Origin of the sequence: Falsiroseomonas oryzae, assembly GCF_027856955.1 — a bacterium.
GTDB lineage: Bacteria > Pseudomonadota > Alphaproteobacteria > Acetobacterales > Acetobacteraceae > Falsiroseomonas > Falsiroseomonas oryzae.
The window spans coordinates 1-18,965 of record NZ_JAPSMD010000018.1 but is presented as its reverse complement, the minus strand read 5'-3'; the positions used below and the strand labels follow the sequence as shown (position 1 = coordinate 18,965).

Annotated in this window: 19 protein-coding genes; 15 read left to right on the top strand and 4 right to left on the bottom strand. The window is 72.3% G+C overall.

The window, feature by feature from the left end:
* Window positions 1-22 precede the first annotated feature (22 nt).
* From OZN99_RS04200 to hpxZ, 8 genes are read left to right on the top strand one after another with little or no spacing between them, the layout of a single operon-like run.
* On the top strand, window positions 23-1,630 hold the full coding sequence (locus OZN99_RS04200) for an ABC transporter substrate-binding protein (RefSeq protein WP_270933922.1): 1,608 nt from the start codon (window positions 23-25) through the stop codon (window positions 1,628-1,630).
* Window positions 1,630-2,643: an ABC transporter permease gene (locus OZN99_RS04195; protein WP_270933921.1), complete on the top strand. Its 1,014-nt coding sequence runs from the start codon at window positions 1,630-1,632 to the stop codon at window positions 2,641-2,643. The genes OZN99_RS04200 and OZN99_RS04195 overlap by 1 nt, the downstream gene beginning before the upstream one ends.
* On the top strand, window positions 2,640-3,482 hold the full coding sequence (locus OZN99_RS04190; protein WP_270933920.1) for an ABC transporter permease: 843 nt from the start codon (window positions 2,640-2,642) through the stop codon (window positions 3,480-3,482). The genes OZN99_RS04195 and OZN99_RS04190 overlap by 4 nt, the downstream gene beginning before the upstream one ends.
* Window positions 3,479-4,498, top strand: a complete 1,020-nt coding sequence (locus tag OZN99_RS04185) for an ABC transporter ATP-binding protein (protein ID WP_270933919.1) — start codon at window positions 3,479-3,481, stop codon at window positions 4,496-4,498. Before OZN99_RS04190 ends, OZN99_RS04185 begins: the two co-directional genes overlap by 4 nt.
* Window positions 4,495-5,553 (top strand): oligopeptide/dipeptide ABC transporter ATP-binding protein, encoded by a 1,059-nt coding sequence (locus OZN99_RS04180; protein WP_270933918.1) that lies wholly within the window; start codon window positions 4,495-4,497, stop codon window positions 5,551-5,553. The genes OZN99_RS04185 and OZN99_RS04180 overlap by 4 nt, the downstream gene beginning before the upstream one ends.
* Window positions 5,550-5,765 (top strand): DUF4089 domain-containing protein, encoded by a 216-nt coding sequence (locus OZN99_RS04175; protein ID WP_270933917.1) that lies wholly within the window; start codon window positions 5,550-5,552, stop codon window positions 5,763-5,765. The genes OZN99_RS04180 and OZN99_RS04175 overlap by 4 nt, the downstream gene beginning before the upstream one ends.
* On the top strand, window positions 5,762-7,159 hold the full coding sequence (locus OZN99_RS04170; RefSeq protein ID WP_270933916.1) for an AtzE family amidohydrolase: 1,398 nt from the start codon (window positions 5,762-5,764) through the stop codon (window positions 7,157-7,159). Before OZN99_RS04175 ends, OZN99_RS04170 begins: the two co-directional genes overlap by 4 nt.
* A 5-nt stretch (window positions 7,160-7,164) precedes the next feature.
* Entirely contained in the window at window positions 7,165-7,551 is a 387-nt protein-coding gene (gene hpxZ, locus OZN99_RS04165; protein WP_270933915.1) for an oxalurate catabolism protein HpxZ, read from the top strand.
* 50 nt (window positions 7,552-7,601) lie between these two features.
* On the opposite strand, the gene pcaG is transcribed toward hpxZ, so the two are convergent.
* Genes pcaG through OZN99_RS04145 form a run of 4 tightly spaced genes read right to left on the bottom strand, consistent with a single transcriptional unit; the run spans window position 7,602 to window position 11,232 of the window.
* Window positions 7,602-8,222 carry a protocatechuate 3,4-dioxygenase subunit alpha gene (pcaG, locus tag OZN99_RS04160; protein WP_270933914.1) on the bottom strand — a complete coding sequence of 207 codons (621 nt, stop codon included), beginning with the start codon at window positions 8,220-8,222 and terminating at the stop codon, window positions 7,602-7,604.
* Between the two features lie 13 nt (window positions 8,223-8,235).
* Entirely contained in the window at window positions 8,236-8,952 is a 717-nt protein-coding gene (locus OZN99_RS04155) for a dioxygenase family protein (RefSeq protein WP_270933913.1), read from the bottom strand.
* On the bottom strand, window positions 8,949-10,016 hold the full coding sequence (locus OZN99_RS04150; RefSeq protein WP_270933912.1) for a GntG family PLP-dependent aldolase: 1,068 nt from the start codon (window positions 10,014-10,016) through the stop codon (window positions 8,949-8,951). The genes OZN99_RS04155 and OZN99_RS04150 overlap by 4 nt, the downstream gene beginning before the upstream one ends.
* On the bottom strand, window positions 10,000-11,232 hold the full coding sequence (locus OZN99_RS04145) for an aminotransferase class V-fold PLP-dependent enzyme (RefSeq protein ID WP_270933911.1): 1,233 nt from the start codon (window positions 11,230-11,232) through the stop codon (window positions 10,000-10,002). Before OZN99_RS04145 ends, OZN99_RS04150 begins: the two co-directional genes overlap by 17 nt.
* Before the next feature lie 215 nt (window positions 11,233-11,447).
* Here OZN99_RS04145 and OZN99_RS04140 point away from each other — a divergent pair, with 215 nt between their 5' ends.
* The 7 genes from OZN99_RS04140 to OZN99_RS04110 form a co-directional block, all read left to right on the top strand.
* Window positions 11,448-12,554 carry an ABC transporter substrate-binding protein gene (locus OZN99_RS04140; RefSeq protein ID WP_270933910.1) on the top strand — a complete coding sequence of 369 codons (1,107 nt, stop codon included), beginning with the start codon at window positions 11,448-11,450 and terminating at the stop codon, window positions 12,552-12,554.
* Window positions 12,544-13,422, top strand: coding sequence for an ABC transporter permease (locus tag OZN99_RS04135; RefSeq protein WP_270933909.1), 879 nt, complete (start codon window positions 12,544-12,546; stop codon window positions 13,420-13,422). The genes OZN99_RS04140 and OZN99_RS04135 overlap by 11 nt, the downstream gene beginning before the upstream one ends.
* A complete protein-coding gene (locus OZN99_RS04130) occupies window positions 13,419-14,192 on the top strand; it encodes an ABC transporter ATP-binding protein (RefSeq protein WP_270933908.1) in 774 nt (257 codons plus the stop codon). The genes OZN99_RS04135 and OZN99_RS04130 overlap by 4 nt, the downstream gene beginning before the upstream one ends.
* Window positions 14,193-14,217: 25 nt before the next feature.
* Window positions 14,218-15,939, top strand: a complete 1,722-nt coding sequence (locus OZN99_RS04125) for a hydantoinase B/oxoprolinase family protein (protein WP_270933907.1) — start codon at window positions 14,218-14,220, stop codon at window positions 15,937-15,939.
* Window positions 15,936-17,993: a hydantoinase/oxoprolinase family protein gene (locus tag OZN99_RS04120; RefSeq protein ID WP_270933906.1), complete on the top strand. Its 2,058-nt coding sequence runs from the start codon at window positions 15,936-15,938 to the stop codon at window positions 17,991-17,993. Before OZN99_RS04125 ends, OZN99_RS04120 begins: the two co-directional genes overlap by 4 nt.
* The gene (locus tag OZN99_RS04115) at window positions 17,986-18,717 is read left to right on the top strand and encodes a maleate cis-trans isomerase family protein (protein ID WP_270933905.1); all 732 of its coding nucleotides are present in this window, start codon (window positions 17,986-17,988) and stop codon (window positions 18,715-18,717) included. The genes OZN99_RS04120 and OZN99_RS04115 overlap by 8 nt, the downstream gene beginning before the upstream one ends.
* 5 nt (window positions 18,718-18,722) lie before the next feature.
* On the top strand, window positions 18,723-18,965 hold a 243-nt coding region (locus tag OZN99_RS04110), incomplete at its 3' end, for a hypothetical protein (protein WP_270933904.1).

Sequence of the window (18,965 nt, the reverse complement as noted above, 5' to 3'; positions counted from 1 at the left end):
TCGGTTCCGAGGTCATCCCGCCATGCGTATCGACCGTCGCACAGCCCTGAAGGGCGCCATGGCCGGTGCGGCCACCCTGGCCGCGCCCGGCTTCATCCCCGCCGCCGCGCAGGGTCGGCGCGAGACGCTGTTGGTGGTCAGCGAGAACGCGCCCAACAGCACCGACATCCACGGCGTCGGCGCCAACCGCCCGGCCTACGAGGCCAGTTGGAACGTCTACGACCGGCTGATGACCTTCGGCGTGAAGAAGGACGAGCGCGGCAACGACCACTACGACTACGAGAAGCTGGAGCCAGAGCTAGCCGAGGAATGGGACCTGCGGCCCATGTCCGTCACCTTCAAGCTGCGCCGCAACGCGCGCTTCCACGACGGCACGCCGGTCACCGCGCAGGACGTGAAGTGGAGCTTCGACCGCGCCGTCACCGTCGGCGGCTTCCCGACCTTCCAGATGGGCGCCGGCAGCCTGGAGCGGCGAGAGCAGTTCGTGGTGGTGGACGACCACACCTTCCGCGTGGACTTCATCCGTCGCGACAAGCTCACCATGCCGGACCTGGCGGTTCCCGTGCCGGTGATCATCAACAGCGCCCTCGCGCGTCGCAACGCGACCGAGCAGGACCCCTGGGCGATGAACTGGCTGCGGTCCAATCCGGCGGGCTCCGGCGCCTTCCGGATGGAGCGCTGGGTTCCCGGCCAGGAGATGGTGTTCGTGCGCAACGACCAGTGGGCCTCCGGACCGCGTCCGGCGCTCGCACGCGTCATCTGGCGCATCGTGCCACAGGCCGGCAACCGCCGCGCGCTGCTGGAGCGCGGCGACGCCGACCTGTCCTTCGACCTGCCGCCCAAGGATTTCCAGGAGCTGCAGCAGTCGCGCCGGCTGAAGATCGTCTCGACGCCCGTCGAGAACGCGCTGAACTACCTCGGCATGAACGTGGTGCGCGGGCCCTTCGCCGATGTCCGCGTGCGACGCGCCGTCGCACTCGCATTGCCCTATGAGCGCATCATGGAGCAGGCGATGTTCGGTCAGGGCACGCCGATGTTCGGCGGGCCCGCGGAGCCTGCCAGCGCGACCTGGCCGCAGCCCGCGCCCTTCGCCACCAACCTCGAACGCGCCCGCGCACTGATGGCGGAAGCCGGGCAGGCGAACGGCTTCGACACCACGCTCTCCTTCGACCTCGGCACGGCGACGGTGAGCGAGCCGGCGGCGCTGGCCATCGCGGAGAATCTGGGGCGCATCGGCATCCGGGTCACGATCAACAAGATCCCCGGCGCGAACTGGCGCAACGAGCTGCTGAAGAAGGAGCTGCCCCTGTTCCTGAACGGCTTCGGCGGCTGGCTCAACTTCCCCGACTACTTCTTCTACTGGGCCTATCATTCCCAGGACGCGATCTTCAACACCAGCTCCTACAAGAACCCGGCGATGGATGCGCTGATCGACCGGTCGCGCTTCGAGGAGGACCGCGCCGCCTACGAGGCCGCGATCCGCGGCTTCGTCATGCTCGCCTGGCAGGACGTGCCGCGCGTGCCGATCTTCCAGCCCTGGCTGAACGTGGCGATGCAGAACTCGATCAACGGCTATCGCTACTGGTTCCACCGGCAGCTGGACTACCGCACGCTGTCGAAGACGGCGTGATGCTGGCGGTGATGGCGCGGCGGATGGCCGCCGCGCTGCCGACGCTGGCGGGCGTCGTCGTCGTCACCTTCCTGCTGGCGCGCGCCCTGCCGGGCGACCCGGCCGCTTATTTCGCCGGGCCCGCCGCCACGCGGGAAGCGGTGGAACAGATCCGCGCGGCCCTCGGCCTCGACCGACCGCTCCACGAGCAGTTCCTGCTCTACCTGCGCGACCTCGCGCGCGGGGATCTGGGCGTGTCCATCACGACGGGGCAGCCGGTGCTGCACGACATCCTCGCGCGCCTGCCGGCCTCGGCCGAGCTCACGCTGCTCGGCCTGCTCTTCGCCGCGACGGTCGGCATCACGCTCGGCGTGCTGGCGGCGCTGAAGCCCAATGGCTGGCTCGACAATGCCTGCCGGGTCGTGGCGACGCTCGGCGTCTGCCTGCCGGCCTTCTTCACCGGCCTGCTGCTGATCTACGTCTTCTACTACCTGCTGGGCTGGGCGCCGGCGCCGCTCGGGCGGCTCGACGCCTTCTCCTCGCCGCCGCCCTACGTCACCGGCTTCTTCCTGGTGGACAGCCTGCTGGCAGGCGATGCCGAGACCTTCGTCTCCGCCGCGCAGCAGATCGCGCTGCCCGCCATCGCGCTCGGCATCTTCGCCGTCGCGCCGATCGCGCGCATCACGCGCGGGTCCATGCTGGCGGTGATGGGCAGCGACTTCATCCGTGCCGCGCGGGCGCACGGCCTGTCGCGCCGGAAGGTCGTCGTCGCCTATGCGCTGCGGAACGCGCTGCTGCCGGTGGTGACGACGCTCGGCATGGTCTTCTCCTTCCTGCTCGGCGCCAATGTGCTGGTGGAGAAGGTGTTCGCCTGGCCCGGCATCGGCAGCTACGCGGTGGAGGCGCTGCTGGTCAGTGACTACGCGCCGGTGCAGGGCTTCGTGATGACGATGGGGTTCCTCTACGTCCTGCTGAACCTCGCCATCGACCTGCTCTATCGCGTCATCGACCCGCGCGTGGAGGTGGCGGCGTGAGCGCCAGCCTCGTCCATGCGCGCCACATGCTGTCAGGCAACCCGGTCACGGCGCTCGCCTTCGGGCTGTTCGCGCTGCTGGTGGCGGCGGCGCTGGTCGGGCCCGCGCTGGTGCCCTTCGACCCGATCGCCGCGGCGGGGCCGGCGCTGCAGCCGCCTTCCGCCCGGCACTGGTTCGGCACGGATGCGGTGGGGCGGGACGTGTTCAGCCGGGTGGTCGTGGCGACGCGGCTCGACCTCGGCATGGCCTTCGCGGCGGTCGCCATCGTCTTCGTCATCGGCACGCTGACCGGGGCGGCGGCGGGATTCTTCGGCGGCTGGGTGGACCGGGTGGTCGGGCGGATTGCGGACACCGTCATGGCATTCCCGCTCTTCGTGCTCGCCATGGGGATCGTCGCCGCGATGGGCAACACGGTGGCGAACATCGTCATCGCCACAGCCGTGGTGAATTTTCCGCTCTATGTCCGCATCTCGCGCACCGAGGCCAATACGCGCCGCAACGCCGGGTACGTGGAGGCCGCGCGGCTCTCCGGCTACTCGGAGGGCCGCATCCTGCTGAACGAGATCCTGCCGAATCTACTGCCGATCATGATGGTGCAGGTCTCGCTGAGCCTGGGCTATGCGATCCTCAACTGCGCGGGGCTCTCCTTCATCGGCCTCGGCGTCCGCCCGCCCACGCCCGAATGGGGGATCATGGTGGCGGAGGGCGCGAGCTACATCGTCTCCGGCGAGTGGTGGATCGCGCTGTTTCCCGGCCTCGCGCTGATGCTCGCGGTGTTCACCTTCAACCTGCTTGGAGACGGGCTGCGCGACATCGTGGACCCGCGGAGGCGCACTTGACGGATGCCGCCGCCCTCGCCCCTGCGGCCACCGCGCGTGCCGCGCCGCCACGCGTTCCCGTGCTCGACGTCGCGGGGTTGTCGGTGCAGTTCCGCACGCGCTCCGGCACCGTCCATGCGCTCGACGAGGTCTCGCTGCAGGTCCATCGCGGCGAATGCCTCGGCGTGGTGGGGGAGAGCGGGTCGGGCAAGTCCGTCACCGCCTATGCCGTGATGCGCCTGCTCGACCCCGCCGCGCGGATCACGGCCGGCCGCATCACCTTCGGCGGCATGGACATCCTCGCCGCGTCGGAGCGCGAGATGGCCGACCTGCGCGGCCGCGAACTGTCCATGATCTTCCAGAACCCGCGCGCGGCGCTGAACCCGATCCGCCAGGTGGGCATGCAGATCGCCGACGTGCTGGTGCGTCATGGCGGCGTGACCCGGGCCGAGGCGCCGGCCCGCGCCGCCGCGCTGCTGGCCGAGGTCGGCATCCCCGATCCCGTGCGGCGCGCCAAGGCCTATCCTTTCGAGCTCTCGGGCGGGATGTGCCAGCGCGTCGGCATCGCGCTTGCGCTCGCCTGCCGCCCGGCGCTGCTGATCGCCGACGAGCCGACCACCGGCCTCGACGTCACCACCCAGGCGGTGATCATGGACCTGGTGCTGGGCCTTGCCCGGGCGCGCGGCATGGCCACCGTCCTGATCACCCACGACCTCGGGCTGGCCAGCGAATACTGCGACCGCACCGCGGTGATGCACGCCGGCCACGTGGTGGAGGCGGCGCCTGCCGCCGATCTGTTCGCCGCGCCGCGCCACCCCTACACCGCGAAGCTGATCGCGGCCACGCCGCAGCCGGGCCGGGCGCTGTCCGACCTCGCCGCCATCCCGGGCGGGCTGCCGGATCTGCGGCGCGGCGACCTGCCGGCCTGCCGCTTCCTCGACCGTTGCGAGAGGGCGGAGCCGGGCTGCGCGGTGCCGCCGCTGCCGCGCCATCTTTCCGAGGACGGGCGCATGGTCGCCTGCCGGCACCCGCTGTGACCGCGCTGCTCGAGGTGCAGGGGCTGCAGAAGCGCTTCCCGATGGGCGGCGGCGGAATGCTGCCCTGCCGCCGCGCCGCGCCGTCCTTCCTGCATGCGGTGGAGGACGTGTCCTTCACTCTGCGCGCGGGGGAGACGCTGGGGCTCGTCGGCGAATCCGGCTGCGGCAAGTCCACCCTTGCCCGGCTGCTGGCGCGGCTGCTCGACCCGACGGAGGGCAGCATCCGGCTCGGCGGGCAGGAGATCGGCGCCATCCCCGCGAAGCGCTTCGGTGCGATCCCTGCCACCCGCCCTGGCGCGATGCCTTCCACGCGCCCTGGCGCGATGCCGCCGCGCGCCGCGATCCAGATGGTCTTCCAGGATGCGGAGGGCTCGATCAACCCGCGGCACACTGCCTTCGAGGCCATCGCCCGGCCGCTGCGTCAGCTCTCCCGCCTGTCCGGGGCGGAGCTCCGCACGCGCGTGGAGCGGACCGCGGCGCTCTGCGGCCTGCCCGCGGAGCTGCTGGGCCGCTTCCCGCACCAGCTCTCGGGCGGTCAGAAGGCGCGCGTCGGCATCGCGCGCGCGGTGGCGACGGAGCCCGCGCTGCTGGTGCTGGACGAGCCGACGAGCGCGCTCGACGTCTCGGTGCAGGTGGTGATCCTCGACCTGCTGAGGTCGCTGCAGGCGCGCACCGGCGCGGCATACGTCTTCGTCAGCCACGACCTGAACGTGGTGCGGCTGCTCTGCGACCGCGTGCTGGTGATGTATCTCGGCCGGGTGGTGGAGGAAGGGGCAGCCGAGACGCTGTTCGCCGCGCCGGCGCATCCCTACACACGCGCCCTGGTCGGCGCCGTCTCGGTGCCCGGTCGCCGCAAGGGGGAGGAGCGGGTGCGCCTCTCCGGCGAGCCGCGCAGCCCCATCGACCCCGATCCGCAGGCCTGTCGCTTCCACGGCCGCTGCCCGATCGGGCAGGATCTTTGCGCACGCGCGGCACCGCCCGTGCATGAGCTTCCCGGCGGGCGTCGCGTCGCCTGCCACTTCCCGCTGACCGCCGGAGCGATGGCTGCCGCATGAGCACAGAGTTCGACGCCGAAGCCTATGCGAAGGCCGCCGCAGCCGCGGTCGGCCTGCCGCTGGAGCCGCGCCACCTGCCGGGCGTCGCCTTCAACCTGAAGCTCGCCGCCCGCATGGCGGCCGTGGTGGAGGGCATGCCCGTGACCCCGGCCGACGAGGCCGCGCCGGTCTATGTCGCGGGGCGCGAGATGCCGAAGGGAAGCGGCGCATGATCTCCGCCGCGAAGACCGCCGCTGCGATCCACGCCGGCAAGGCCAAGGCGGCCCACCTCGCCGAGCAGGCGCTGGCCGACATCGCCGCGCGCGACGCGACCTGCAACGCCTTCACCGAGGTCACCGCCGCCCGCGCCCGTGCTGAGGCCGCGGCGGTGGACGCCGCCATCGCCGCGGGCCGCGACCCCGGCCCGCTCGCCGGCGTGCCCTATGCGGTGAAGAACCTCTTCGATCTCGAGGGGATCACCACCCTCGCGGGCTCCATCATCGAGAAGGGCCGGCCCGCCGCCTCGCGCGACGCCTTCCTCGTGCGGAAGCTCAAGGCCGCCGGGGCGGTCTGCCTCGGCGCGCTCAATATGGACGAGTACGCCTACGGCTTCACGACCGAGAACAGCCATTACGGCCCGTCGCGCAACCCGCACGACACGACGCGGATGGCGGGCGGCTCCTCCGGCGGATCGGCGGCGGCGGTGGCGGCGGGGATGGTGCCGCTGTCCCTCGGCTCCGACACCAACGGCTCGATCCGGGTGCCGTCGTCGCTGTGCGGGATCTTCGGGATCAAGCCGACCTATGGAAGGCTGTCGCGCAGCGGGTCCTATCTGTTCGCGGGCAGCTTCGACCATCTCGGCCCCTTCGCGCGCGACGTCGCGGACCTCGCGCTGGCCTACGACGCGTTGCAGGGCGCGGATGCTGAAGACCCCGCCCAGCAATGGCGGCCGGTGGAGCCCGTCTCGGGGCTTCTCGGCGCGGGCACCACGGGACTGCGCATCGCGGTGGCGGGCGGGCACTTCGCCCGCAACGGCCATGCCGAAGCCTTCGCCGCGGTGCAGGTGGTGGCGCGCGCGCTCGGCGCGACCGCCAGGGTGGAGATCCCGGAAGCCGGGCGCGGGCGCGCCGCGGCCTTCCTGATCACCATGGCGGAGGGCGGCAATCTGCACATGCCGGACCTGCGCACCCGGCCCGACGATTTCGACCCGATGACGCGCGACCGCTTCCTGGCCGGCGCGCTGCTGCCCGCGCACTGGCTGCAGCAGGCGCAGCGCGTGCGCGCCGCCTACCGCGCCGCCGCGCTGAAGGTGTTCGACGAGGTGGACGTGGTGATCACGCCCGCGACCCCCTACGTCGCGCCGCCCATCGGGCAGGAGATGATCGAGGTGGATGGGGAGAGGATCCCGGTGCGTCCCAACCTCGGCGTGTTCACCCAGCCCATCTCCTGCATCGGCCTGCCGGCGCTGGTCGTGCCGCTGGCCGATCCGGGCGCTGCCGGCGCGCCGAACGGATTGCCGATCGGCGTGCAGCTGGTCGGCGCGCCCTGGAAGGAGCAGACGCTGTTCCGCGTCGCCGCCGCGCTGGAACGCGCGGGCGTCGCCGCATCCCCCGCAATCCCGAGATAGGTCCCATGGAGATCAACATCCCCGAGGTCGTCGCCGAGGTCACCGCGGCGTTCATGCGCTACGAGACGGCGCTGACGACCAACGACGTGGAGGTGCTGGATGAGCTGTTCTGGGACAGCCCGCACACGCTGCGCTACGGCGTGACCGAGAACCTGCACGGCTACGAGGAGATCAAGGCCTTCCGCGCCGGGCGCGCCGCGGCCGGGCTGAACCGGGAGCTGCTGCGGACGGTGATCACCACCTATGGCCGGGACTTCGCCACAGCCAACACGACCTTCCGGCGCGAGGGCAGCGACAAGACCGGGCGGCAGAGCCAGACCTGGATGCGCGTGCCGGGCATCGGCTGGCGCGTGGTCTCTGCCCATGTGAGCCTGCTGCTGACGCCGTCCTGATCGTCGCGGCGCCCCCCAAGGCGAAGCCACCGGCGGCGTGGCGGGCGTCCTCAGGCATCGAAGAAGGGCGTTTCCTCCTCTGCGGTGCCGCGCAGGCGGATGTCGAAGCGGAATACGCGAAGCCCGTCCGCCATGCCCTCGGGCCGGGCCACGAGGCGTGCGCGCCGCGCCGCGGGAACCAGCGCGAGCACAGGGTCGGCCGCATGGTCTGCCGCGTGGTCCGGGAAATAGACGGTCGTCAGCACGCGCCGCATCAGCCCCGCGCCCATCGCGGCGATGTTGACGTGCGGTGCGCGCCGGCCAACGGGATCGTCGTAGCCGCCGGGCATGACGGTGCGGAACGCGAACTCGCCCTCCTCGTCGGTCCAGGCGCGGCCCCAGCCCAGGAAGTCCGGATCGGCCATGTGCCGCGCCGGGTCGAGCGGATGGTCGAAGCGCCCGTCCGCATCGGCCTGCCAGGCTTCCAGGATCATGTTCAGGCAGGGCACGCCGCCTTCGCGCGTGACCCGGCCGCGCAGCAGGATCGGCTCGCCCCGACGGGTCGGCGATGCGTCCGGCGCGACGATGGTCAGGTCGCTGTCGCCTGCACCGAAAAGGCTGCGCGGGAAGAACGGACCGATCGTATGCTCCGAGGTCGGCATCCGGCGCGACATGCGGTCCTGCGTGGTCATCGGCCGGCGCGCCTCATGGCGTGTGCGGCGTGGCGCGGCGGCCGCGCAGCACGATGTCATGCGTGAAGCCGAGCCACCGGTCGCCCACTTCCGCCGGTGGCAGGTCGCGCGCAATCAGGCGCTCGCGCGCGGCCTCGTCCGGGATGGAGTTCAGGATGCGGTCGAGCGCGTTCAGCGGGTCGCCGCGGAAATACATCTGCGTCACCAGCCGCGACAGCGAGGACGGGCCGAGGACGGAGAAGTGCAGGTGCGGCGGGCGCCACCAGGTGTCCTGCACCGGCACCGGATAGGCGCCGGGCTTGATCGTGAGAAAGGCGTAGCGTCCGTCCTCGTCGGTCCGCACGCGGCCATGGCCCAGGAAATCCGGATCGAGCGGCGCGGCACGCTGGTCGATGGGGTTGGCGTAGCGGCCGGCGGCGTTCGCCTGCCACAACTCCACCACCGCGCCGCCCACCGGCCGGCCGTCCTCGTCCAGGATGCGACCGGACAGGTGGATCAACTGCCCGATCGCGAAGCGGCCCGGCGTGCGCTCGGCCAGGTTGGCCTCGCCACAGAGCAGCTTGCGGTCCAGCCGAATGGGGCCGGTCGCCTCGGTGCGGGTCGGGACACGGCGGATGAGCGGCTGCGACGGCGTGTAGGTCCAGGTGTTCGGATAGCCGGGGACCGGCACCTGCGGCGGCACGCCGGGCGGCCAGGGATCGAAGCGGTCCGGCACGTCCTCGGCGCTCACCACAGCGCGCGTACCGCATCGACCAGCACGGCGATGTCGCCATCCCCCAGGTCGCCATGCGTCACGAGCCGCATGCGGGCGGCGTCGGTGGCACGGCAGGTGATGCCCCGCACGCCGAGCAGCCGCGCCCACTCGGCCGCATCGCGTCCGCTGGGCGTGAAGTCCAGCATGACGATGTTGGTTTCGACCGCGGCGGGGTCGCAAAGCCCAGGATGGATCGCGGCGAGCCCGGTGGCGAGGTCGCGCGCCCGGCGGTGGTCGGCGGCGAGCCGTTCTGCGATGCCGTCCAGCGCCACCAGGCCGGCCGCGGCGAGCACCCCGCTCTGCCGCATCGCGCCGCCGAGCATCCGGCGGAACAACCGGCCGCGTTCGATGAAGGGCGCGGGGCCGCAGAGCAGCGCGCCGACCGGCGCGCCGAGCCCCTTGGAAAGGCAGAAGGTCACCGTGTCGGCGTGCCGCGCGATGGCCTCCGCGGGCACGCCGAGCGCGACGGCGGCATTGAACAGCCGGGCCCCGTCGATGTGCAGGGCCATGCCGTGCCGCTGCGCGGCCGCCCGCGCCTCCGCCAGGTAGGGCAGGGGCAGCACCGCGCCGCCTGCGGCATTGTGCGTCGTCTCCAGGCACAGCAGCGACGGGCGCAGCCGCGCGACGGCATGGGCGCCGCCAGCGAACACCGCGTCGATGGCGGCGATCGGGATCGCGCCGCGCTGGCCCGCTAACGCGCGCCAGGCGAGACCCGCGACGGCGGCGATGCCGCCCATCTCGGAGCGGATGATGTGGCTGGAGGATTCCAGCAGCACTTCCTCCCCCCGGCCGGTAAGGGCGAGCAGTGCGCAGAGATTGCCCATCGTGCCGCTCGGCACGAACAGCGCCGCCTCCTTGCCGAGCAGGCGGGCGGCGCGGCGCTGCAGAGCATTCACCGTCGGGTCGTCGGCATAGCCGTCGTCGCCGACCTCCGCCGCCGCCATCGCGGCGCGCATGGCGGGTGTGGGGCGGGTGACCGTATCGCTGCGGAAATCTGGGGTGCGCGCCGTGACGACGCACGCCTCAGCCGCGCCATCCATCGCGCCACTCCTTCACATGCGCCAGGGCCTCCTGAGCGACTTCCGGCAGGATGTGAACATGGGCCGCCAGGCGCAGGATGCCGCGCCGTACGGAATGCGCGACGCCGCGCTGCTGAAGGTGCGACGATAGCGCCTGCACCCAGACCACGTCCGTGCGGTCGTGCCCGGTGCCGAGCGCCTCGCCGACCGAGACGACGTGGGCGCGCCGCGCCGTCGGCAGCGGCAGCACGGGCAGGCCGAGCGCCTCGATGCCTTCGCGCAGCGTCGCCGCGGCCTCCGTCGCGCGCCGTTCCACCTCGGCCGGACCGATCGCGTTGAGCAGGTCGAGCGAGACCTCCAGCGCCGCGAGTGCCACGAAGTTGTGGTTGCCGAGCTCGAAGCGGCCGCTGCCGGCGCGCAGCTGCCAGCCGCCTTCCGGCCCGGCGGCCTCGTGCCCGGCCGGCACCTCCACCGAGAAGCGTGCGAGGCCGGCGGGCTCCAGCCGCTCAGCCCAGTCCCGCCGGACATGCAGCAGGCCGATGCCGTAGAGGCCGAGCAGTCCCTTCTGCGCCGCGGTCGCCCAGCCATCCACGCCCAGCGCGGGCAAATCCTCGTCCATGACCCCGGCCGATTGCGCGGCGTCGGCCAGCAGGAAGGCGCCGACGTCGCGGCAGGCGGCGGCGAGGCGTGGGAGGTCGGTGCGCCGCCCGGTCGCGAAATCGAGCGCGGTGACGGCGACGAGACGCGTGCGCGTATCCAGCACGGCGATGATCGCGTCCTCCAGGTCGGCATTGCCGGCTGGCGCGACCTGCACCACCTCCGCCCCCGCCTGCCGGGCATGCCAGAGCCAGGGGAAGACGTTGTTCGGATGCTCGGCCACGGGTGCCACGACGATGCGGTCGCCCTGGCCCAGGCGCAGCGCGCTGCCGACCAGGTTCAATCCCTCCGAGGTATTCTTGGTGAAGGCGATGTCCTGCGGCGCGACGCGCAGCAGCCGCGCCGCCTTGCCGCGCACGCGCTCGGCCAGCGCCAGCCAGTCGTCCTTGCGCACCGTCCCCTGCGACTGGGCCAGCAGCAGCGCTTCCGCCGCGCGGCGTGCCGCGGCCGGCAGCGGGCCGCGGGCCGAGACGTCGAGATAGGGCTGGCGCAGGTCCGGGAAGGCGGCGCGGATGGCGCGGTCCGCCGCGTCGCGGTCGAGCGGCCCGGCGAGCGTTCCGCCCGCGGCATCTGGTGGCATGGCGAGACCCTCCTCCAAGGCGGCCATTGCGCCCCGAGCCGGTCTGGCTGTCCAGGGGCATCGGCGCGTGCGACGCTGGCATGACGTTTGCTGCTCCAGGCCGCGCGGGGCCCCTGGCGAAGCCGGCGAAGCGGGGCGTAGCATGGCTGGCTTGGACGCTTCAGGGCGCTCGACCCGCCGGGGGCGATCACCAGACGAGGCCGAGGAGAGACGAGATGAGCCGTGACGCGCAGGATGCCAGGCGCCGCAGCATGGCCGCGCTGTTCCACGAGGCCGCGGAGCGCGCCGACGCCTTCGACCCGTGCACTGACTGGGAAGCGCGCGGCGGCGGCGGCGCCCGGCGGCGCAGCTTCCTGGCCCTGGCGCTCGCCTCCGGCGTCGCGAGCCTGGGCGGGGCGGCGCGGGCGCAGGGCCGCGTGCCCTTCCGCATGGACGAGATCAACGCCGTCCACTACCTCGCGACACATTTCGTCGAGGCCAACCTGCCGCGCGACGCCGGCGTGGACTGGCGCCTGGTGCGCGTGGGCTCGGTGGGGCATGCGCGCGTCTCCGCCTTCACCCGCGGCGACCTCGACGCGTTCGCGACCGGCTGGAACTACCTGGCGACGATCGAGCTGCGCGACCTGCGCGGTCAGGCGGTCTGCGGCATCGGCGGGGGCGGATCGCGCCTGCTGGCGCGGCGCGGCAGCGGCATCCGCACGCTGGCCGACCTGCGCGGCAAGCGCGTGGGCGTGAACGAGCTGAACAGCCAGGACATCATGCTGATCTACGCGCTGCGCGGCATCGGCATCGATGCGATGCGCGAGGTGCGGCGCGTGCCGATCGCCAACCCCGCCGGCATCATCGCCGCCATGGCGCGGGGCGACATCGACGCGACCGCCACCTTCGAGCCCTCGGCCTCCGTCATCCTGGCGCAGCAGGGCGCGACCATGATCACCGACCTCACGGCCGAGAGCTTCGGCAAGTCGCATGGCGGGCTCTACATCCGCGACGCCTTCGTGCGCGACCATCCGCGCGAGACGGAGGCGATCGTGCGCGCGACGGTGCGGGCCATCGACTTCGTCAACGCCAACAAGGAGGCCTATATCGAGAAGACGATGCAGGTCACCGGCCAGTCACGGGAGATCGCGACGCTGGCGGTGGAGAACGTCTCGCCCTCCTGGATGATGCCGATGGGCACCATCAAGGCGATCTGCAAAGCGGTGCACGAGCTGGGGCTGGAGGATCGCGACGTCTCGCCGGTGATCGAGGCGCGGGTGAACTACGGCTTCCTCGAGCGCGTGACCGGCAAGCCGAAGTCGGAGCTCGGCCATGCCGCCTGAGGCGGTCGGGCAGTCGGCGCCGGGCCTCTCCGCGCAGCCGGCGCGGCCGTCCTGGCCGGCGCGCATCGTCGGGGCGATCGATCCGCTGGCCTTCGTGCTGCCGCTCGGCATCCTGGTCGCCTGGACGGGCATGTATGTCTTCGAAGTGATGCCGCGCGTGCTGCTGCCGAGCCCCTGGGACGTGCTGCGCACGATCGGCGAATGGATCAATCCCGACTGGGCGCGCGGGCGCCCTGCCTATTTCACCGGCACATGGCTGAACGACGCGCTGGGCTCGGCCTATCGCGCGCTGGTCGGCTTCGTCATCGGCGCGGCGGCTGCCGTCGCGCTCGGCGTCTGGGTAGGCTGGAGCCGCACGGCGGAACGCTTCTTCGACCCCACCGTGCAGCTGCTGCGCCCGATGCCGCGCACCGCGCTGCTGCCCTTCGCCATCATCTTCTTCGGCCTGACCAACGCCTCCGCACTGTTCCTGGTGATCTACGGCGTCTTCCTGCAGGTCTATGTGCAGGTGGTCACGGGGGTGAAGCTGGTGGGGCGGGACTGGAAGCGCGCGGCGGCCATGCTCGGTGCCTCGCCACGGCAGGTGCTGTGGCGCGTGGTGCTGCCCGGCGCGCTGCCGCACATCTTCGGCGGCCTCCGGCTCGGCGTCGCCTATGCCTGGACGCTGATGATCCTGGCGGAGATGTTCGCCGTCTCTGGCGGCTTCGGCTACATCCTGTGGCGCGGCTACGAGTTCATGCGCATGGACATCGTGCTGGGCGGGATGCTGATGCTCGGCATCTTCGGCTTCCTCTCGGACCGCGTGATCGTGCTGATCGGGCGGCGCAAGCTGGCCTGGGCGCAGGACATGGCGGGCAACCGGCTATGACGGCGCTGGTTGAGGGGCGGGGCCTCGTCAAGCGCTACACCGGCGCGTCCGGCCAGGCGACCGTCGCGCTGACCGGCGTGGACATCGATCTGCACGAGGGACAGATCACGCTGCTGATCGGTCCTTCGGGCTGTGGCAAGACGACGCTGCTGAACATGATCGCCGGCTTCGAGCAGCCGAGCGCGGGCACGCTGACAGTGAAGGGCGAGGCGGTGCGCGGCCCCGACCCGCGGCGCGGCGTGATCTTCCAGGATCCGAACCTGTTCCCCTGGCTGACCGTGTGGGAGAACGTGATGTTCGGCCCCGAGGTGCGCGGCGAGGACCGCCGCACCGCGGAGGCGCGCGCGACCGAGCTGCTGCGCATGGTCAAGCTGTGGGACTTCCGCAACCACCGGCCCTACCAGCTTTCCGGCGGCATGCGGCACCGCACGGCAATCATCCGCACCCTGGCCAACGACCCGGAGCTGCTGCTGGCCGACGAGCCCTTCACCGGCCTCGACGAGCATACGCGCCGGCGGCTGCAGGGCGACTTCCTGACCCTGGTGCAGCGCACGCGCAAGACCGTGGTCTTTGTCACGCACAACATCGAGGAGGCGCTGTTCCTGGCCGATCGCCTGGTGGTGATGAGCCCGAGCCCGGGTCGCATCAAGCAGATCATCGACCTGGACCTGCCGCGGCCGCGCGACATCCTGAGCGACGCGTTCAACCACTGGCGCGCGCGGCTCTACAACCTGATCACGCCGGACGTGGTGGAGGAGGAGACGGCCTGACCGCCTCCGACGCGAAGGGACACGCATGATGGCCGACGCGGCCGACCGGATGATGGTGGAGATCGTGGCGCATCGCCTCCAGGCCGCGGCCGAGGAGATGATGGCCACCCTGGTCCGCACCGCCTATTCGCCGAACATCAAGGAGCGGCGTGACTGCTCCGTGGGCATCTTCGACGCACGCGGGCAGCTGCTGGCGCTGACCGCCATCGCGCCGCTGCACCTCTCCTCGCTGCTCGGCCTGGTGGAGCACGTCACGCGGCGCTTCCCGCTGGACACGTTGCAGCCGGGCGACGGCATCCTGGCGAACGACCCCTACAATGGTGGCGGCTCTCACCTGCCCGACCTGACCATCGCCACGCCGGTCTTCGCGGACGGACAGGTGATCGCCTTCGTCTGCAACATCGCCCATCACTCCGACGTTGGCGGTCGCGTGCCCGGCAGCGAGAGCGCGGACTGCACGTCGATCTACCAGGAAGGCCTGCGCCTGCCACCGGTGCGGCTGGTCGCGGCGGGGGAGGTGCGGCAGGACATCGTGGAGATCGTGCTGCTCAATTCCCGCACGCCGGGCGAACGCGAGGGCGACCTGAAGGCGCAGATCGCCACCAACGCGACGGGTGTGCGGCGGATGGAGGCGCTGGTCGCCCGCTTCGGGCGGGAGGCGACGCTGGCGGCCTTCGACGCCATCCTGGCGCATGGCGAGGCGCGCGCGCGGGCTGCCATCACCGCCCTGCCGCGCGGCAGCTGGACCAACGAGGAAGTGGTGGACAATGATGGCCTCGGGCCCGCCGATCTGCGCGCCCGCGTGACCGTCACCGCGGCGGGCGACACGCTGCGCTTCGACTTCGCCGGCACCGATCCGCAGATGCGCGGCGCGCGCAACATGGTGCTCGGCGCGACGCTCGCCTGCGTCTACTACGCGGTGAAGGCGCTGGTGGACCCGGACCTGCCGCCGAATGCGGGTACCTTCCGTCCGATCGAGGTGGTGGCGCCGGCCGGCAGCCTGCTGAACGCGACGCAGCCGGCGGCGGTGGGCGACCGCTCCTCGCTGGGCAACGTGGTCGGCGACCTGATCTTCGGTGCCTTCGCCCAGGCCGTGCCGGAGCGCGTGATGGCGGGCTGCGGACCGCTCGCGGCCATGACCTTCTCCGGCGTGGATCCGCGCAGCAGGCGCTACTTCGTGGATTACGAGACCTATGCCGGCGCGGCCGGGGCGCAGCACGACCAGGACGGCAAGGATGCGGTGCGCGTGCACATCTCCGGCGCCGCCAACCTGCCGGTCGAGGCGGCGGAGCATGAGTTCCCGCTGGCGGTGCTGCGTTACGAGCTGATCGCGGATTCCGGCGGCGCGGGGACCTTCCGCGGCGGGCTCGGTACGCGGCGTGACGTGCAGCTCTTTGCCGAGGAAGGCCGGCTGGTCGGGCGCGCGCTGCGCCAGGTGGCGGCGCCGCGCGGCCATGGCGGCGGGCATGACGGGACGCGCGGGCGCTTCGTGATGCGGCCGGGCGCCGAAGAGGCAGAGCGGCTGCCCGCCAGCTTCTCCGACCTGCCGATCGGCACGGCGGAGGTCGTGCGGATCGAGACCTCCTCCGGCGCCGGTTTCGGCGACCCGGCTCATCGCGACCCGGCGCTGGTGCTGGCCGACGTGCTGGACGGCAAGGTGAGCGCGGCGGCGGCGCGGGCGCTCTATCGCGTCGCGATCCGCGATGGCGCGGTGGATGCGGCCGCGACGGCGGAGCTGCGCGCATGAGCGGACGCCACGCGCTGGGCGTCGATGTTGGCGGCACCTTCACCGACCTCGTGCTGATCCGCCTTTCCGACGGGGCGATGACGACGCACAAGGTGCCCTCGACGCCCGACGATCCCTCCCGCGCGATGGGCGAGGGGATCGCGGAGCTTCTGCAGCTGGCCGGCGTCGCCGCGGGGCAGGTGGGCTGGTTCGGCCATGGCACCACGGTCGCGACGAATGCGATGATCCAGGGCCGGACGGCCCGCACCGGACTGGTGACGACGGAAGGCTTCCGCGACACGCTGGAGATCCGTCGCCAGCGCCAGCCGCACAACTACAACATCCGTATCCCGAAGCCGCGCCCGCCCGTACCCCGCAGGCTGCGCTTCGAGGTGCCGGAGCGCGTGTTCCTGATGGGCCGCGACCCCGTCGCGCCGCGCCGCGCCGACCTCGACCCGGCAATCGCGGCGCTGCGCGAAGCGGCGGTGGAGTCGGTCGCCATCTGCTTCCTGCACGCCTATCTCGATCCCTCGCACGAGAAGCAGGTGGCGGCCTGGCTGGCGGAGGCGCTGCCCGGCGTCTTCATCTGCCCCTCGCACGAGATCCTGGCGGAGTTCCGCGAATACGAGCGGCTGTCCACCACCGTGCTCAATGCCGGCCTCGGACCGGTGATGAGCCGCTACCTCTCGCGGCTGCAGGCGCGTTGCGCGGAACTCGGCCTGGGCTGCGAACCGCACATCCTGCAATCCAATGGCGGCGTCGCCTCGCCGAGGGAGGCGGGCGAGAAGCCGGTGCGCACGCTCGCCTCCGGCCCGGCGGCCGGCGTGACGGGCGCGATCCATGCCTGTGTCGCGGCCGGCTTCCCGGACATCATCACCTTCGATGTCGGCGGCACCTCGCTGGACGTCTGCCTGGTGGAAGCCGGCCGGCCCGCCATCGCGCGGGAGAAGGAGTTCGGCGGCTGGCCGGTGCGCTTCCCGATGCTGGACGTGCATTCGGTGGGCGCGGGCGGGGGCTCCATCGCCTGGGTGGATGCGGGCGGCTTCCTGCAGGTGGGGCCGCAGAGCGCGGGCGCGCATCCCGGACCGGCGTGCTACGGCCGCGGCGGCACGCGCCCGACGGTGACGGATGCGAATGTCGTGCTCGGCCGGCTGCATCCCGAACGCCTGCTCGGTGGCCGCATGCCGATCCGACGCGACCTGGCGGAGGAGGCGATCCGCACGCATGTGGCGGCGCCGCTCGGCATGGGCGTGGAGGAGGCGGCGGCCGCCATCCTGACGATCCTGAACGAGACCATGCTGCGCGCCGTGCGGCTGATCTCGGTGGAGCAGGGGCACGATCCCCGCCGCTTCGCGCTGGCCTCCTTCGGCGGCGGCGGGCCGTTGCTGTCGCAGGCGCTGGCGGCGGAACTCGGCATCCGCACCGTTGTCGTGCCGCCGGGGCCGGGCTTGCTCTGCGCGCTGGGGCTACTGGTGGCCGACATCCGCACGGACTTCAGCCGCACCTGCCTGATGCCGCTGGATGGCCACGCCGCCGGCGCCCTGGCGGCGGCCTTCGGCGCATTGGATGCGGAGGCGGATCGCTGGCTGGCGGCGGAAGCCGCCGTTGGCGTGGCGGCGCGGCGCATCCGCGCACTCGACATGCGCTACCACGGGCAGAGCCATGAACTGACGGTGCCGGTGCCCGACCTGCCGACCGAGCAGTTGCCCGCCGCGCTGGCCGAGGCCTTCGCGCAGGAGCACGCGCGCGTCTATGGCTATGCGACGGGTGCGGCGGTGCAGGTGGTGACGGCTCGGCTCAGCCTGGCCGTCGGCGTGGCCCGCCCGCCGGCCGCTGCAGCCGGCACGGACGCACGTGACCCATTGATCGACCACCGCCAGGTCTGGTTCGCGGAGGCCGGCGGCTGGACGGACTGCCCGGTGCTGGACCGCGCGCGGCTGGCGCCCGGCACGACTCTCGCGGGGCCCGCCATACTGGAGCAGATGGACACGACGACGGTGCTGCATCCCGGCCAGAGCCTGCGCTGCGACGCGGCCGGCAACCTGATCATCGCGCTCGCGACCGCCGATGGCTGAGGCAGCCTGGCGGCGCGTGGGGATGCTGATCCCATCCTCCAACACCTCGATCGAGCGCGAGTATCCGCTGTGGATGCCGCGCAGCCTCTCCTTCCACACCGCGCGGCTGACCATGACGCGGCTGGATGCCGCGGGCATGGCGGAGCAGCTGGTGGACATGCGGCGCGCGGTCGACAGCCTGAAGGATGCGCGGGTGGATGCTGTGCTGCTGTGCCAGACCGCGGCGAGCTTCTGGATGGGCGACGAATGGGACGCCGCGATGCGCCGCGACATGGCCGCCTGGGCTGGCGCGCCCGCGCTGACCGCGGCGCGGACCGTGCTGGATGCGCTGGCCGCGCTGCGCGCGACGCGGGTGGGCTTCGCCGCGCCCTTCCCGGCGGAGATCGGCGCGGCCAGCCGCGCCTATCTCGAGCGCAACGGCGTCACGATCCTTGCCACTGCGTTCGGCGGCGAGCGCGACAACTTCGCCATCGCGGAGATGCCGCGCAACGCCGTGGTGGACCTCGCCTGCCGCGCCGACCATGCGGATGCGGAGGCGCTGCTGCTGCTCGGCGGTAACATGCCGTGCCTGGCGGTGACGGAGCAGATCGAGGCACGGATCGGCAAGCCGGTGATCTCCACCAACGCGGCGGGCATGTGGGCGCTGCTGGATCTGTTCGGCCTGCCGGATCGCGTGGAGGGCGCGGGGCGGCTGCTGCGCGAGCGGCCGGCGATGCCGCGCTGAACCGCATGATGCCACGCCACCCGGACGGCCGCGCCGTGACGCCGGACGAGCAGGCCTGGCTGCGGCGCTGCGCCGTCAGCCTCTATGCGATGCCCGACGACCTGCCGCTGGACCGCTTCTGCGCGATGGTCGCGGCGCGCGGCCTCGGCGGCGTCGGGCTGACGGCGCGCGCGGTTCAGGCGCTGGAGCCCGCCGCGCTGGGCGCGCTGCTGCGTGCGCATGGGCTGGTCGCGACCTCGCTGAACAGC